13 protein-coding genes are annotated in these 15451 nt (G+C 69.1%); 5 read left to right on the top strand and 8 right to left on the bottom strand.

The genetic code is table 11. From position 1 onward, the window contains the following. The first annotated feature begins 451 nt into the window (after positions 1-451). Positions 452-3691 (top strand): SMC family ATPase, encoded by a 3240-nt coding sequence (locus tag AB0L60_RS30105; protein ID WP_364620647.1) that lies wholly within the window; start codon positions 452-454, stop codon positions 3689-3691. Positions 3692-3744: 53 nt separating this feature from the next. Here AB0L60_RS30105 and AB0L60_RS30100 read toward each other — a convergent pair whose 3' ends face one another. Beyond that, positions 3745-4212 carry a nuclear transport factor 2 family protein gene (locus tag AB0L60_RS30100; protein WP_364620644.1) on the bottom strand — a complete coding sequence of 156 codons (468 nt, stop codon included), beginning with the start codon at positions 4210-4212 and terminating at the stop codon, positions 3745-3747. Positions 4213-4222: 10 nt separating this feature from the next. Further along, positions 4223-4807, bottom strand: a complete 585-nt coding sequence (locus AB0L60_RS30095; RefSeq protein ID WP_364620642.1) for an NAD(P)H-dependent oxidoreductase — start codon at positions 4805-4807, stop codon at positions 4223-4225. Between the two features lie 135 nt (positions 4808-4942). On the opposite strand from AB0L60_RS30095, the gene sigJ reads away from it, so the two are divergent. Next, a complete protein-coding gene (sigJ, locus tag AB0L60_RS30090; protein ID WP_364620640.1) occupies positions 4943-5833 on the top strand; it encodes an RNA polymerase sigma factor SigJ in 891 nt (296 codons plus the stop codon). A 39-nt stretch (positions 5834-5872) separates the two neighbouring features. Here the strand turns inward: sigJ and AB0L60_RS30085 are convergent, their stop codons facing one another. The 5 genes from AB0L60_RS30085 to AB0L60_RS30065 all read right to left on the bottom strand — a co-directional run bounded on the left by AB0L60_RS30085 (position 5873) and on the right by AB0L60_RS30065 (position 10877). Beyond that, positions 5873-6145, bottom strand: a complete 273-nt coding sequence (locus tag AB0L60_RS30085) for a DUF2277 domain-containing protein (protein ID WP_364620637.1) — start codon at positions 6143-6145, stop codon at positions 5873-5875. Positions 6146-6217: 72 nt separating this feature from the next. Then, positions 6218-6736 (bottom strand): methylated-DNA--[protein]-cysteine S-methyltransferase, encoded by a 519-nt coding sequence (locus AB0L60_RS30080; protein ID WP_364620634.1) that lies wholly within the window; start codon positions 6734-6736, stop codon positions 6218-6220. After that, a complete protein-coding gene (locus tag AB0L60_RS30075) occupies positions 6736-8235 on the bottom strand; it encodes an Ada metal-binding domain-containing protein (RefSeq protein WP_364620631.1) in 1500 nt (499 codons plus the stop codon). The genes AB0L60_RS30080 and AB0L60_RS30075 overlap by 1 nt, the downstream gene beginning before the upstream one ends. A gap of 67 nt (positions 8236-8302) precedes the next feature. Beyond that, positions 8303-8506: a YbdD/YjiX family protein gene (locus AB0L60_RS30070; RefSeq protein WP_364620853.1), complete on the bottom strand. Its 204-nt coding sequence runs from the start codon at positions 8504-8506 to the stop codon at positions 8303-8305. A gap of 43 nt (positions 8507-8549) precedes the next feature. Further along, positions 8550-10877, bottom strand: coding sequence for a carbon starvation CstA family protein (locus AB0L60_RS30065; protein WP_364620629.1), 2328 nt, complete (start codon positions 10875-10877; stop codon positions 8550-8552). Positions 10878-11202: 325 nt separating this feature from the next. Between AB0L60_RS30065 and AB0L60_RS30060 the strand changes: the two genes are divergently transcribed. Genes AB0L60_RS30060 through AB0L60_RS30050 form a run of 3 tightly spaced genes read left to right on the top strand, consistent with a single transcriptional unit; the run spans position 11203 to position 14230 of the window. After that, entirely contained in the window at positions 11203-12501 is a 1299-nt protein-coding gene (locus AB0L60_RS30060) for a sugar ABC transporter substrate-binding protein (protein WP_364620850.1), read from the top strand. Beyond that, complete coding sequence (locus tag AB0L60_RS30055; protein WP_364620627.1) at positions 12498-13394, top strand: sugar ABC transporter permease; 897 nt, start codon at positions 12498-12500, stop codon at positions 13392-13394. Before AB0L60_RS30060 ends, AB0L60_RS30055 begins: the two co-directional genes overlap by 4 nt. Beyond that, positions 13391-14230: a carbohydrate ABC transporter permease gene (locus AB0L60_RS30050; protein ID WP_364620625.1), complete on the top strand. Its 840-nt coding sequence runs from the start codon at positions 13391-13393 to the stop codon at positions 14228-14230. Before AB0L60_RS30055 ends, AB0L60_RS30050 begins: the two co-directional genes overlap by 4 nt. Positions 14231-14285: 55 nt before the next feature. Here AB0L60_RS30050 and AB0L60_RS30045 read toward each other — a convergent pair whose 3' ends face one another. After that, complete coding sequence (locus AB0L60_RS30045) at positions 14286-15227, bottom strand: acyl-ACP desaturase (protein ID WP_364620622.1); 942 nt, start codon at positions 15225-15227, stop codon at positions 14286-14288. Positions 15228-15451: the final 224 nt, after the last annotated feature.

Here is a 15451-nt window from a genome sequence, read left to right as displayed (position 1 = left end):
GCTGCGGCCGCCGCGGTTGCCGTCTCTGCCGAGGCGGCCGGTACTACCGAAGGTGGCGCACTGACAGCTGCTGTGCCGGCGGAGGCTGTCGTGGCCGCGGAAGGCGCGTTGTTCGCCGTGCCCGATGATGCCGATGCGTCGGGTGCAGATGCCGGACATGGATCGGGGGGTGCCGATTCGGTGGGAGGCGGCGGGGCCGAGGTTGCGGCGCGGGTGGTGAGTGCGGCCGGGTTCGATGGGTCGGTGCGTGGGGTGGGTGCGGCGGAGGCCGATGCGGCGCTCGGGCTGTTCGATCCGGGTGACTTCGGGTTGGAGCCGGGCGAATCGGGCGACGTGGCCGGCGGGATGACCGCATGAGCGTTGGGGCGCTGAGTGTTTCGGCGTGTCCCGCGGTGGGCGGCGAGTGCCGGGTAGTTGGATGGGGAGTGGCGTTGAGGGAAGGGGGCGCGGCGTGCGGCTGCATCGGTTGGAGCTGACGGCGTTCGGACCGTTCGCCGAGACGGCCGTCGTCGACTTCGACGAGCTCGGTGCGGACGGGTTGTTCCTGCTGCACGGGCAGACCGGGGCGGGGAAGACCACGGTGCTGGACGCCATCGCGTTCGCGCTGTACGGGAGCGTGCCGGGGGCGCGTGGCGATATCAAGCGGCTGCATTCGGACCACGCCGACCAGCAGACACCACCCCGGGTGCTGCTGGAGGCCACGGTCGGTGGCCGGCGGCTGCGCCTGAACCGGTCGGCGGAATTCCAGCGGCCGAGCAAGCGCGCCAAGTCGGGCTGGGTGAAGGAGAACGCGGCCGCCACGCTGGAGTGGCTGGACGGGCGGGGCCAGAACCTGTCCCGCATACCCGATATCGGCGACGAGGTGCTGCGCCTGCTGGGCATGAGCGCCGATCAGTTCTTCCAGGTGGTGCTGCTGCCGCAGGGCGATTTCGCGCGATTCCTGCGTGCCGACAACGAGGATCGCGAGAAGCTGCTCGAAAAGCTCTTCGACACCGAGCGTTTCGGCACCGCCGAGCAGTGGCTGGTCGACAAGCGCCGCGCGAGCTCCGCCGATCTGGATGCCCGCAAGCACAGCATCGACCGTCTCATCGCCCAGGTCGGTACGGCCGCGGGCGTGCCCGCCACCGAGACGGCCGGGCTCCTCGAGTCGGTCGGCTGGTCGCAGTCACTGCTGGCGGCCGCCCGCACCCTGGTGACCGAGACGGCCGCCGATCTGCGGCAGCGCCGGCAGGATTCGGCCGGTGTCCGCGCCGCCGCCGAGGCGGAGCGCCGCCGCCATGAGCTCTTCCGCCGCCGCACCGCGGCTCGCACCCAGCTGGCCGACTTCGCCGCCACCTCCGACCAGCGCGCCGCGCGTCAGTCCGAACTCGACCGGGCCCGCCGCGCCGAACCCGTCGCCACCGCCCTGGCCGAGGCTCGCGCCGCCGCCGTCACCCTGCGCCGCCGCACCGACGAGGCCACCCGCGCCGCCGAGCGACTCGCCGACCGTCTCCTCGAACCGGCCAGCGCCGAGCTCGCCGGAACCGCCTGGGCCGCAGCCGATCTCGCCGCAGCGGAACTCACCGGCACCGACCTCGCCGCCGACCTCGACGACATCGACGCCGACGCGGGTCACGCTGGAGATCTCACCGCCCTCAGCCCGTTCGACGCCGTCGACTCCGACGCTGGTGACCGGACGCACGACGGCACCGGTGTCGAGGATGCTGCACCGGCGATGCTCGAGGGCCGCGCCGGGGGGCTCGAGGCGGCTGTGCAGCGGTGGAGCGCACAGGTGGGCGCGCTCGATGAGGTTCGGGCGGATGCGGATTCGGCGACCCGGCTGACGCGGGAGCTGGCCGGATTGCGGACCGAGCAGGCCGATCTGGAGGCCCGGTCCGGCAAACTGGCCCAGCGGCTACGGGAGCTGCCGGAAGCCGTTGCGGCGGTGGAGGTCCGGTTGCGGGACGCCGCGGATGCGGCGGCCGCATTGCCCGGGCTGGAGGCCGAGTGCCAGCGGTTGCGCACTTCGGCCGCGGCCGCGGTGGAGTTGGAGCGGCGGCGCGGTGAACTGGCCGCGGCGGGGACCGCTTTCGAGCGGGCGCGGACCGGGCACGCCGAGGCGTGGCAGCGTACGCAGGCACTGCGGGAGCAGCGCATGGCCGGGATGGCGGCGGAGCTGGCGGAGGGCCTGGCCGCGGGCGAGCCGTGCGCGGTGTGCGGGTCGCTCGCGCATCCGGATCCGGCGCGGCCGGCCGAGCATGCGGTGTCCAAGGCCGACGAGGACGCGGCGCTGGCCGCGGAGCGGAAGGCCGAGGCCGAGCGGGAGCGGGCCGGGCAACTGGTCGCCGAGCTGGAGCGGGCGGTCGAGGTGCTGGTCGAGCGGGGCGGTGATGTCGACAAGGCGGAACTGGCCGCCGCACTGGACGATTCGACCCGGCGGTACACCGCGGCCAAGGGCATCGCGGGTCTCGTGGACGGGCTGACCGCCGAACTCGGTACGCTGCGCGCGGATCAGACCCGGCTGCAGGACGAGGCGCGGGAATGTGAAAGCCGTTCCAGCGCAACGATGGAGCGGATCGTCGCCACCGATCGGCGGCTGGCCGAACTCACCGAGCGGTTGCGTGCGGCCGCAGGCGCCGACGGCACCGTCGACCGCCGCCGGGCGCGCTTGGCGGCGCTGGTCGAGGAGGCCACCGCGCTACGGTCCGCACGTGTCGAGGCGGCCACTGCCCGCGAGCAGGTCGCGATGGCCGCCGTCCGGGTCGAAAAGCTCTCCTACGACGCGGGTCTGGTGGATTCCGCGCCGCCGGTGATGGGGGAGTCGGGGCCGGACTACGGCGTGCTGGGCGAGTACGCCCGCGCGGTCGACGCCGCCTCCCGCACCGCCGCGCAGCAGACGGCCATCGAGGACGAGCTGGTGGCCGCCGACCGGGCTCGCGCGCACGCCGAGGCCGTGCTCGCCGAACCCGACATCCAGTCGGCCGGGGAGGACGAACCCGGCGATCCGCGCGAGCTGGAAACCGCGGTGGCGCAGGCCGAATCGGAGCTGAACCGGGCCGTCGCCGCGAATGCCGAGGCGGACCGGCGGCTGACGCAACTGGAGGCACTGTGCGCACAGCTGTCGGCGGCCGTCGATCGCATCGCCCCGCTCCAGCGCTCCCACGACGAGCTGGCCCGCCTGGCCGAGGTGGTGTCCGGTCGCGGCGAGAACAATCGCCGGATGTCCCTGCGCTCGTACGTGCTGGCCGCCCGCCTGGAGGAGGTGGCGCTGGCCGGTTCGGTCCGGCTGCGCCGGATGTCCGGCGGCCGTTACGAATTCGTCCACACCGATGCCGCGGGCCCGCGTGGCCGCCGCGGCGGCCTGGGCCTCGACATCCGCGACGACTACACCGGCGCGATCCGGCCGGCCAAAACCCTCTCCGGCGGCGAGACCTTCATGGCCTCCCTGGCCCTGGCTCTCGGCCTGGCCGACGTCGTGTCGGCCGAATCCGGCGGCCTGGTCATGGACACCCTCTTCATCGACGAGGGCTTCGGCAGCCTCGACGCCGACACCCTCGACGCCGTGATGGGCGTCCTGGACGAGCTCCGTTCCGGGGGACGGGTGGTCGGCGTGGTGAGCCATGTGGACGAAATGCGCCAGCGCATCCCCAGCCGCCTGCACGTCATTCGCGGCCGCACCGGCTCCCGCCTCGAAACCTCGGTCGGCGCATAGGCTTTCGGCAGGCCGAAAGCCCGCACGACGACGGCCCCCGACACCCCGTCCCGTCAGGGCTCCAGGTCGACCACGCCTTTGCCGCTCGAGATGTCGAACGGCACCGAGACCTGATCGTGCGCGATCAACCAGGTGCCGTCGATCTTCCGCAGGCCGTAGGTGACCCGGACCCACATTCCGCTCGTCGCGGCCCCGTTCCTCAGCGTGCCGCTGAGGCGAGCGAAGGCGTGCCCGAATGCCACATCATCGCCGATGGTGAACGTCAGATCGCGTACCTCATAGGTCACACTCTTGAAGAACTGGAAGACCTTCGCCCAGTTCTCGAGTTTCGCCGCTATCCCGACATGCTGGAGCGGCGGCTCGACATCGAAGGACACGACGTCGGGCGTGTACGCCTGTTTCAGTGCGTCGAGGTCTTTGGCTCGCAGTCCTTCGACCACCTTGTCGATGTTCCGGCGAATCTCGGCTTCATCGGCCTCGATGCGGTCGGCGCGTGACTGAAGGTCATCGGGTGTGGTCATGATCGACTCCTCAGGAATTGACGAGAGTGGTTTCGGCGGCGGCGCGCAGCGGCGCGAGCGCACCACTCCAGGCGATGACCTGATCCAGCGTCTTGGTCAGGGCGGCGGCATGATGGTCGCGGGGTGTGAAGGTGGTGTGGTCCTCGAAGTCGGTGAGCACCGAGATCGCGACCTGATAGCCGACATCGGCCAGGCCCAGCGCGCTGCAGACCACCCGCAGCTGCACCACGGCACGGGCACCGCCGGCCGCGCCGTATGAGACGAATCCGACTGCCTTGTCGGTCCACTCCCGGAGCAGATGGTCGAGGGCGTTCTTCAGCACCCCGGGGGCGCCGCTGTTGTACTCCGGGGTGACGATCACGAAGCCGTCGAATCGGGCGATCCGTTCGGCCCAGGCGCGGGTGTGCGCATGCATCGACGGGCCGAACATCGGCGGCACGGGCTCGTCGAGATGCGGGAGCGGGTGGTCGCGCAGGTCGATCAGTTCGAACTCGGCGTCGCCGCGCTGCGCTGCCGAGTCCAGAACCCACTGGGCGACCTGTGGGCCTTTGCGGTTGGGCCGGGTACTGCCGAGGATGATGCCGATTCTGATCATTTCCGGAACTCCTGCTCTGCTGAGAACGTCATGACCCTCCGACGACACAGCCGTCCGGAATGTCAGGCCACCTCACAAATCGGGTCGCTGATTCGTCGATTTCGGTGGGGTACGCACAGACCGAAGGAGCCGCATATGACCGACCCGCACCTGCCCGGGGTGATCGATGAACGCCGTCAGCTGATCAATCTCGCCTACCGGCTGCTCGGCTCCCTGTCCGAGGCCGAGGATGTGGTACAGGAGACCTACGCTCGCTGGTACGCGCTGTCCGAGCGGCAGCGGCGGGAGGTGGCGGCGCCCGGCGCGTGGTTGACGACGGTCGCCGGCCGGATCTGCCTCGATCTGCTCGGCTCGGCGCGCGCCAGACGGGAACGCTATGTGGGCGAATGGATTCCGGAGCCGGTCCCCGACCGATCCGAATGGCTCGACGGTCCCGCCCCCGTCGATCCCGCCGACCGGGTCACCCTCGACGAGTCGATCAGCATGGCCTTCCTCGTCGTGCTGGATTCCATGACACCGGCAGAGCGGGTGTCGTTCATCCTGCACGACGTCTTCCGCTATTCCTTCGCCGAGGTGGCCGGCATCGTCGGGCGCACCCCAGCGGCCTGCCGCCAGCTCGCCTCCAGTGCCCGCCGCCGCATCGATACCTCGCGGAGCCCGTCGGGCGCCGTGCGCACCGAGGTGGTCCGGGATTTCAAACGGGCTTGGGAGACAAAGGATATCGAGGCTCTGATCGGCCTGCTCGATCCGCAGGTGATCGCCACGGCCGACGGCGGCGGCCTGGCGCTATCCTTCCACGACCCGATCAACGGCGGTGAGCAGGTCGCCCACGCCTGGATGGAAATCGCCGCCCGCGGCCCCGCGGTAACCCTGCTGGAGCGGACGGTGAACGGCCAGCCCGGCCTGGTCGCGCAGCTCGACGGCACCGTCGTCTCGGTCTACGCGTTCGATATCGCAGACGGCCGGATAACCCGCATCTGGGTGATCCGGAACCCGGAGAAACTGCGGCCCTGGACGGCCGGCTGAACTGAACAGCGCATCCGCACGCTGATCCGGCCGATTCGGTTATCGGCCCGCGAAGCGCACTTCGGCGCGGGCGCGCGCCTTGGCGGCCTCGGCCTCGCGGTCCTTGGGCGGGGCGGTGGTGGTCAGGCCGTTCAGCAGGCGGGTGGTCGCGGCGGCGATCTCTTCCACCGCCAGGTCGAAGGCGTCCTGGTTGGCCTGGGACGGTTTGGTGCTTCCGCTGATCTTGCGGACGTACTGCAGGGCGGCCGCGTACACCTCGTCCGGGGTGGCCGGCGGCTCGAAGTTGTGCAGGGTGTGAATGTTGCGGCACATGGCTGCCACCGTACGCCCGGGCACCGACGCGGCCCGGGCACGCTCGGGCGCGGACCCCGTGGGCGAGAGCCCTCAGGCCGACTCGTGGTCGAGCAGCCAGCGCTTGATCGGCAGGCCGTAGCGGAAGCCGCCGAGGCTGCCGTCGGTGCGGATCACCCGGTGACAGGGCACGAAGAGCGCGGCGGCATTGCGGGCGCAGGCATTGGCCGCCGCGCGGGTGGCGGCGGGCCGCCCGGAGATGGCCGCGAAGTCGGTGTAGGTGACGGGAGCTCCGGCCGGCACCTTGCGCAGGATCTCCCAGGCGTGGGTGAGGAACGGTCCGGAGACCTGGCGCACGGCGATGCCGTCGATGGCCGTGAGGTGACCGGCGTGGTACTCGGTGACGGCCCGTGTGACCACGCCGAGGGCGTCGCGTCCGCGCAGTCCTGCGGGCCGGATGCCGGGGTGGATGAGCGCCCGCAGCTCCTCCGGATCGACGGTCCAGCCGGAGGCGAGGACCACCCCGTCGGCGTCCACGATGGCGGTGAACGGCCCGGCGGGTGTCGCGACGGTGGCGTAATCGGCTGTGCCGACAGGGGTTTCGGAGCTCACTACGGGGTCCTCCGGTTGGCCTCGGCGGGATGGGCGAGGGCGTGTTTCCACAGGTGCATGGTGAGGTAGGAGCGCCACGGCGACCAGCGGGCGGTATCGGCGAGGTCGATGCCGAGCAGTCCCGCGCCGCGGCGCACGATCAGGTCGGAGTGCAGGAGCACGTCCGGATTGGCGAGCAGGCGCATGGTGACGTAGTCCGCGGTCCAGGGCCCGACCCCGTCCAGGGCCAGTAGGTCGCGGCGCAGTTCACCGGCGGTACGGCCGGAGTGCAGCACCAGGTCGCCGGTGGCCAGCGCCTTGGCCGCGCCGACGATGGCCTCGGTGCGCCGGCTCGGCCCGGTCAGCACCTCGGAGCCGCGTTCGGCGATGGCCTCGGCGGTGGGGAACAGGTGCGGGATCGGACCGGCGATGGTCTCGCCCAGGCCCTGTACCAGCCGCGCGGTGTGGGTATTGGCCGCGGCCACCGAGATCTGCTGACCGATCATGGTGCGCAGCAAGAGTTCCGGGCCGTCCAGGCAGCCGGGGACCCGGATGCCGGCGGGCAGCACGGCGCCCGGAAAGCCCGGGCGCGGTGGACTTCCCGCCATGCCGGCGGCCATGGCCTCGTCGATCCCGATGGGATCGGCGTCCAGATCCAGGAGGTGCCGGATGCGGGCGACGGTCGGCGCGAGGTCGCGCATGTCCTGTAGCGACAGTGCGGCCCGCACGTGGCCGGGCTGGATGGACAGCCGAATGGTGGTGTGGCCGTGCGGTGTTCGCAGGCTGCGGCTGTAGACGCCGTTCTCCCACAGCTCCACGCCCGGGACGGTGTGGGCGGACAGGAACCATTCCAGCCACGACTTGTCGAGCGGTTCGCGATAGGGGAGTCGCAGGGTGAGCAGCCCGTTGGTGGCCGGGAGTGTGTCGCCGTTGCGACGCCGGGATTCCTCGCGCAGCGTGGTCGGGCTGACCGCGAACACCTCGCGCACGGTGTCGTTGAACTGCCGGATGCTGGCGAATCCGGCCGCGAACGCGATGTCCGACATGGGCAGCCGGGTGGTCTGGATCAGCAGCCGGGCGGTGTGCGCGCGGTGGGCACGCGCGAGTGCCAGTGGGCCGGCGCCCAGCTCGCTGGTGAGTACCCGGGTGAGCTGGCGCTGGGAGTAGCCGAGGGCATCGGCCAGGGCGGGCACGCCGCCGCGTTCGATGACCCCGTCGCCGATCAGGCGCATGGCGCGGGAGGCCAGGTCCGCACGGGTGTTCCAGAGGGGTGAGCCGGGTGCGGCGTCGGGCAGGCACCGGCGGCAGGCGCGGAAGCCGTGCTGCTGTGCGGCGGCCGCGGTGGGCAGGAAGGTGACATTGGTGCGTTTGGGGGTGATGGCCGGACAGGAAGGGCGGCAATAGATTCCGGTGGTGCGCACCGCGGTCACGAACTGCCCGTCGAACCGGGCGTCCCGGGTTGCCACGGCGCGGTAGCAACGCTCGAAATCCAAGTCGTTCGCACTCACGCATACCACCATGTCAGTCCCGGCGGACCTCTGCTAGCGGGTATCGGACATGGATGTTGGCGGAAAACCGCCACTCGTGTCAACAGCAGCGATTTGCGGGGTTCTTGGCGGCGGCCGCATGGCGATCGCGCCAATACTGGCGCTCGCTGGGAATCTCGCATCCCGGGTGCCGCAGCCGCAGGTGATCGACGTAGCGGGCGTAGTCGTTGCCGCCGAGGATCGAGTTGAACCACCAGGCAACGGCTTTCACGGCCCGGACGAGGGCGAGCCCCGCCCGCCGCAGCGGACCTGCGGCGAGCGGGGCTTCGGAGGTACTCATCGGCGCGTCAATGACTGGCGACCGTGGCCGCGCCGGGCGCGCGGATCTTGCCCTCGGCGATCAGCGTGTCCCATTCCTGCTGGACCTCCTTCTCCGCCTTGGTGGCGAGGAAACCGCTGGGGCCGAAGATCTTCGACGGCACCTCCGGCGATTCGGTGGTCTCACTGCCGCCCTTGCGGATGGCGCGCAGGCAGACCCACACGCCGACCAGCGCCACGATCAGCACCATCACCGCGAACACGATGGAGAGCGTGCCCTGGACGAAGGTATTGCGGATGATCTTGTCCATATCGTGGATCTGCTGATTCAGCGCGGCGGCGTCCTTGACGCCCTTCGGCAGCTGCCCCGAATCGCGTGCGGCGATGTAGGCGTTCTGCTTGTCGATGGTGTTGTTGTGCAGCGTCCAGTAGCCGATCTTCGGGTCACCCGAGAAGATCTTCTGGAACGAGGCCGTCATGGTGACGATCAGGTCCCAGACCAGCGGAAGCGCCGGAATCCAGGCCCATTTCACGAGCCCCTTCTTGACCACGATCACCAGCACCACGGTCAGCGCGATCGCGGCCAGCAGCTGGTTGGAGATGCCGAACAGCGGGTACAGGGTGTTGATGCCGCCCAGCGGGTCGGTGACACCCATCAGCAGCACCGAACCCCACGCGGCCACGACCACGCCGGAGCAGATGAACACGCCCGGCCACCACGACGGATCCCGGAACTTCTTGGCCACGCCGCCCAGGTTGCCCAGCGAATCCGAGAGCATGAACCGCGCGACACGGGTGCCCGCGTCGATGGTGGTGAGGATGAACAGCGCCTCGAACATGATGGCGAAGTGGTACCAGAACGCCTTGAGCGAGGTACCGCCGATGAACTTGTGCATCACCTCGGTCATGCCGATGGCGAGGGTGGGCGCGCCACCGGTGCGCGAGTAGACCCGGGACTCACCGACGCCCTGCGCCATGTCGTTGAGGTACTTCGCGTCGATCGGGCTGCCGCCCACACCGAGCTTGTTCACGCTGTCGGCCGCGGCCTGCGCCGAGGTGAGGCCGGGGCTGTTGATGGCGAAGTACAGGTGCTGATCCAGGATCGACGCCGCGATGATCGCCATGACCGCCACGAACGACTCCATCAGCATGCCGCCGTAGCCGATCATGCGCGCCTGCGACTGCTTCTCCAGCAGCTTCGGCGTGGTGCCCGAGGACACAAGCGAGTGGAAGCCGGACAGCGCGCCGCAGGCGATGGTGATGAACAGGAACGGGAACAGGCTGCCCGCGAAGGACGGACCGTTGCTGTTGGATGCGAACTGGGAGACCGCGGGGGCCTGCAGCACCGGCATGGTGACCAGCACGCCGATGGCGAGCAGGCCGATGGTGCCGATCTTCATGAAGGTGGACAGGTAGTCGCGCGGAGCCAGCAGCAGCCATACCGGCAGCACCGAGGCGATGAAGCCGTAGATGATCAGCATCCAGGCGATGGTGGTACCGGACAGCGTGAACAGGTCGCGGCCCCAACCGGATTGGGACACCGGATTGCCGAGCAGAATCGCCGCCAGCAGCAGCACGAAGCCGAACAGCGACACCTCGCCGACCTTGCCGGGCCGGAAGAAGCGCAGGTACAGGCCCATGAACAGGGCGATCGGGATGGTCATCGAGATGGAGAACACACCCCACGGGCTGCCACCCTCGAGCGCGCCGGTGGTCGGATTCTTGGTCGCGGCAAGGGCATTCACCACGACGATGCCCAGTACCGCCAGCAGGATCATCATGATCACCAGCACCGCGATGATGGCCGCGATGCCGCCGACCACGCCGAGCTCGTCGCGCGCCATCTGGCCCAGCGACCGGCCGCGGCGCTTCACCGAGGCCCACAGCACCAGGTAGTCCTGCACCGCACCGGCCAGCACCACGCCGACGATGATCCAGATGGTGCCGGGCAGGTAGCCCATCTGTGCGGCGAGCACCGGGCCGACCAGCGGGCCGGCGCCCGCGATGGCGGCGAAGTGGTGGCCGAACAGGACCCGGCGGTCCATCGGCATGTAGTCCTTGCCGTTCTCCATCTCCTCGGCGGGAGTGGCGACGTCATCGCGCGGCTTGGTGATCCGGTATTCGATGAGCCGGGCGTAGAACTGGTACGCGAGTACGTAAGTGCAGAGGGCGGCGATGACGATCCACACCGCGTTCACGTTCTCGCCGCGCATGAAAGCGAGGATGGCCCAGGCGATTGCGCCGATCACGGCGATGACGAGGAAGATGCCCTTCTTCGCGGGCGTCATGGGCGTCCGGTCCACGACCCCTACCGGAGGTAGGTCGGGATCCGTCCGGAGGTATTCGATGGTCGCCATGCGACAACTCTCCCTGCGGTACTGCGGCTTCTAACTGAAATGGTCACAACGTAGCCCAACCGACATGCGAGTGAACCGGCTTCGACCGGCTGTTCACCTGCTGTCGTACCGCCAGGTACGGGTGGCCCGGCGGACGCTGCGGACGGCGCGCGGGGGTGGTGCGGGCCAGTTGGGTTCCCGCGATTTCGCGTGTTTGCCGCGTGTCGCAGGTTGCTCCCCGTATGCTGCCATGCTGATTCGAGATCTGCGTCACTGTGGTCCTTTAGTTCGTTTAGTTCACGGAGATATATCTTTGGCGAGCGAATGGGCGGCCCGGCCCGGCGGAATGGATCGGCGTAGCCTGCTGCGCTCGGCCGCGCTGGCGGCGCTGCTGGCCGCGGGCGGCTGCGCGGGCGGGAACGACGACGCGGTCACCTTCTTCTTCCAGGCGCGGCCCGAGGAGGCCCGGGCGCGGCTGCGCATCATCGACGAATTCCACCGGCGGCGACCGGATATCAAGATCCGCACCATCATGTCCGGGCCCGATCCCCTGCAGCAGATGCTCACCTACTGCGCGGGCGGCAAATGCCCGGATGTGCTGATGGCGTGGGAGCTGCTCTACGCCGGGCTCGCCGATCGTGGTGTGCTGGTGGATCTGCGCGAATTCCTCGACCGGGACCCGGATTACGCCGCCCGGCTGCGCGCCGACGGGTACGCGACACTGCGCGACACCTTCGTCTGGGACGGCGGGCAGTACGCGCTGCCGGAGCAGTGGTCGGGGGTGTTCCTCTACTACAACCGGAAGCTGTTCGCCGAGGCGGGGATTCGCCCGCCGGCCCGCTGGTCCGAGGCCTGGACGTTCGCGGAGTTCCTGGCGGCCGCGCGGGCGCTCACCCACCGCGACGCCGACGGGCGCATCGGGCAGTGGGGGTTCGTGGACGCCTGGGTGCCCTACTTCTCGGCGGCCTGTTTCGGCATGAACAACGGCGTCGAATGGTTCAGTCCGCCGGTGCGGCCCACCAGCACCAATCTCGGTGATCCGCGGTTCGCGGCCGGGTTCCAGTTCTATGCCGACCTGGCCGTGCGGCATCGGGTCGCGCCCAGTGTCGGTGACCGGCAATCGGTTTCGGCGCAGGATCTGTTCCGCAGCGGGCGGGCCGCCATGCTGATGGGCGGGCACTGGCTGTACTCGGAGTTCACCGGGCACGACGACCTCGACTTCGATGTCACGGTGCTGCCGGTCGGGCCGGACGGGGGTTCGAGCGCGATCACCGATATCGGCAGCACCGGACTGGCCATCGCGGCGAGCAGTCCACGGCGCGAACAGGCGTGGGAATTCGTGAAGTTCGCGACCGGGCCCGAGGGGCAGGCCATCATCGCGGAGTCGGGTCTGTTCGTGCCGGTCCTGCGATCGGCCATGCGGTCACCGGGATTCGCCGCGGCCCATCCGGCGCTGCGCAATCTCGAGGTCTTCACCGAGGGGCCCGAGAATTCGCGTCCGCTGGCCGTGACGCCCGTGTGGGGCAAGGTGGAAGCGCTGCTCGAGCGTGGCTGCAATCGAGTGCTGCGGGGCGCGGCGACAGCGGACTCGCTGGGCGGGCAGACCAGCGCCGATATCGATCAGCTACTGCGGGCGGCGGAATGAGGGGTGGGACGGTGCTGGAGCGGCGGCGGGCGCGCGCCGGAAGGCTGTTCGTGGCACCGAATCTGGCCGCCATCCTGGTGTTCATGCTGTTCCCGCTGGGGTTTTCGCTGTATCTGAGCTTCCACTCCTGGGATCTGTTCAGCCCGCCGCGGTTCGTGGGTGTGGCGAACTATCGGCGGTTGTTCGCCGCGGACCCGCTGTTCTATATCGCCCTGCGGAATACGGCCGTGTTCACGATCCTGACGCTGGTGCCGACGGTGGCGGTCAGTCTCGCCGTCGCGGGACTGCTGAATCGGAAACTGCGCGGTGTCGGGGTGTTCCGGACCGTGGCGTTCCTGCCCCTGGTGGCGTCGACCGTCGCCATGGCGGTGGTGTTCCGCTTCATCTTCGCCAGCGATGACGGGCTCGCCAATATTCTGCTGGGCCGGCTCGGCCTCGGCCCGGTGCCGTGGCTGACCGATCCGGAGTGGGCCATGGTCTCGCTGAGCCTGGTGACGGTGTGGAAATCGGTACCCTTCGCCACCGTGATCCTGCTCGCGGCCATGCAGGGCGTCCCCGGAAACCTATACGAGGCAGCGAAAATCGACGGCGCGAACGCCTGGCGCCGTTTCCGCTCGATCACCCTCCCGCTGATCCGCGGCGCCCTCTCCTTCGTCCTGGTCATCACCGTCATCAACTCGGTCCAGGCCTTCGACCAGGCATATGCCCTGACCGGCAGCAACGGCGGCCCCGAGACCGGCACCTACGTCCTGGGAATCATGCTGTTCCAGAACGCCTTCCGCTTCTACGAGGTCGGCTACGCCTGCGCCCTGGCCTGGGTGATCTTCGCAATCCTGCTGGCCTTCACCCTGATCCAGCAATGGCTGGCCCGGCGATCCGAGGCGGAGCTTTGAGTCGCGGCGGGGTGGTGCGGCGCTTGATCACCGGAGCGCTGACCTATCTGGCGCTGATCGTGGTGGCGTGGTGCGCGCTGACCCCGATCCTGTGGTCCGTCTCGGCCTCCCTGAAGTCCGACGGTGAGCTGACCGACGCGGCGCTGCTGCCGTCGCATCCCCAATGGTCCAACTACCGGGAGGCTTTCGATGCCATCCCGCTCGGCCGCATGCTGCTCAACACCGTCGTCTACGCCGCCTGCGTGACCGCCGGCCAGGTCTTCTTCTGCTCTCTGGCCGGATACGCCTTCGCCCGCCTGCGTTTCGCCGGCCGCGAGGTGCTGTTCGTGGGCTACCTGGCCACCCTCATGGTCCCGCTCACCGTCACCGTCATCCCGCAGTTCCTGCTCATGCGGGCCTTCGGCTGGATGGACACGCCCTGGGCGATGATCGTTCCCGGTCTCTTCGGGAGCGCCTTCGGCACGTACCTGATGCGCCAGTTCTTCCGCACCCTCCCCATCGAATTGGAGGAGGCGGCCATTCTGGACGGCTGTACCCCGTGGCAGACCTATTGGCGAGTCCTGTTGCCGCACACCAAGCCGGCGGTCATGGTGCTGGCGGTCCTCACCTGGATCACCGTCTGGAACGACTTCCTCTGGCCCCTGATCATGATTCAACGCAACGATTACGCGACCGCGACCCTGGGTCTCGTCCGGCTGCAGGGACAGTACTCGACCAACTGGCCGCTGCTGATGGCCGCGGCCACGGTCATCCTGCTGCCACTGCTGCTGCTCTATGCGCTCGCTCAGCGCGCCTTCGTCCGCGGCATCGCCCTCTCCGGTCTGGGCGGCCACTGACACACAGGACCGGTACCTGGTCGGGCATGCGCCGTGCGCACGCCCGACCTACCGGCTAGCCGACCCGGGCCGCTTCGCGGCTGAGGATGCGTTCGCGTTGTTCTTCGAACCGGATGACATCGCGACCGAGTTTCTCGAGGTACTGGTCGAGATCTTCGCGACTGCGTTCGCCGCGCGCGCCGAAATCGGTGCGCGTGAAGACGTTCCATATGCGCAGGACCGGCAACAGGACCTCGTCCAGATGCTGGCGCAGATCGTAGATTCCGTGCTTGACCATCAAAACGCCGTTGCGACGCCAGTTCGGCATGCCGGTGCCGGGCATGGCGAAGGTCTTCACGATCTTGGTCACCGACTCCATCGCCTGGTCGGGCGCGACGTCGAAGGCGGCACCGGTGACGTTGCGATAGAACATCATGTGCAGGTTCTCGTCGGCCGCTATGCGTTGCAGCATCCGTTCGGCGATCGGGTCGTCGCAGACCCGTCCGGTGCTGCGGTGACTGACCCGGGTGGCCAACTCCTGGAAGGTCACGTACGCGACCTGATCGAGGACGCCGCCGAAGCCATCCGGTGCGTGGACGCCGCGGGTCAGGTGCACCATCCGGTCGTTCTCCAGCGCGACGGGGTCGACAGCGCGGGTGCACACCAGGTAGTCCCGCATGGCGATCGCGTGGCGGTTCTCCTCGGCGGTCCAGCGGCCGACCCAGGTGCCCCACGCGCCGTCCCGGGAGAAGTTCTCGGCGATCACCCGGTGGTAGGAGGGCAGGTTGTCCTCGGTCAGCAGGTTCGTGATCATCGCGACCCTGGCGACCTGGGAGAGCCGTGACTGCTCGGGCTCCCAATCCTCGCCACCCATGGCCGCGAAGTTGCGGCCCTCGCTCCAGGGCACATAGTCGTGCGGACACCAGTCCTTCGCCGTGGACAGATGCCGGTCGATATTGGCCGCGACAACCGGCTCCAATTCCGTCAGTAGCTCGATTTGCGTCAAGTCCCCAGCCATACAGCGCCTTTCGGATTCGGTGGAAAAACCACGGAACATACCGCTGTTCATGCCTCACTGACTGCGCGGCATCGCCGCGCCTATACCCTAGACGGACGCGATGGGATTGGGGCGTATCCGGCCCCGCCGATCGAACCGCCGAGACCAATTTGCCGCATTTGTGACGGCAATCACGATCGTGGTGTCGGCACTGGTAAGAGCCGGTGGGGACGGGGCCGTTCGGG

It is taken from the genome of Nocardia sp. NPDC051981, from assembly GCF_040680715.1.
In the GTDB taxonomy this organism is placed as follows: Bacteria; Actinomycetota; Actinomycetes; order Mycobacteriales; family Mycobacteriaceae; genus Nocardia.
This window is presented reverse-complemented; position numbering and strand designations above follow the sequence as displayed.

Bases quoted from the DNA above. Each gene is read 5' to 3' on its own strand.
- AB0L60_RS30100 (WP_364620644.1), bottom strand. From the start codon at position 4,212: ATGACCACACCCGATGACCTTCAGTCACGCGCCGACCGCATCGAGGCC.
- AB0L60_RS30095 (WP_364620642.1), bottom strand. From the start codon at position 4,807: ATGATCAGAATCGGCATCATCCTCGGCAGTACCCGGCCCAACCGCAAA.
- sigJ (WP_364620640.1), top strand. From the start codon at position 4,943: ATGACCGACCCGCACCTGCCCGGGGTGATCGATGAACGCCGTCAGCTG.
- AB0L60_RS30085 (WP_364620637.1), bottom strand. From the start codon at position 6,145: ATGTGCCGCAACATTCACACCCTGCACAACTTCGAGCCGCCGGCCACC.
- AB0L60_RS30075 (WP_364620631.1), bottom strand. From the start codon at position 8,235: ATGGTGGTATGCGTGAGTGCGAACGACTTGGATTTCGAGCGTTGCTAC.
- AB0L60_RS30065 (WP_364620629.1), bottom strand. From the start codon at position 10,877: ATGGCGACCATCGAATACCTCCGGACGGATCCCGACCTACCTCCGGTA.
- AB0L60_RS30060 (WP_364620850.1), top strand. From the start codon at position 11,203: ATGGATCGGCGTAGCCTGCTGCGCTCGGCCGCGCTGGCGGCGCTGCTG.
- AB0L60_RS30055 (WP_364620627.1), top strand. From the start codon at position 12,498: ATGAGGGGTGGGACGGTGCTGGAGCGGCGGCGGGCGCGCGCCGGAAGG.
- AB0L60_RS30045 (WP_364620622.1), bottom strand. From the start codon at position 15,227: ATGGCTGGGGACTTGACGCAAATCGAGCTACTGACGGAATTGGAGCCG.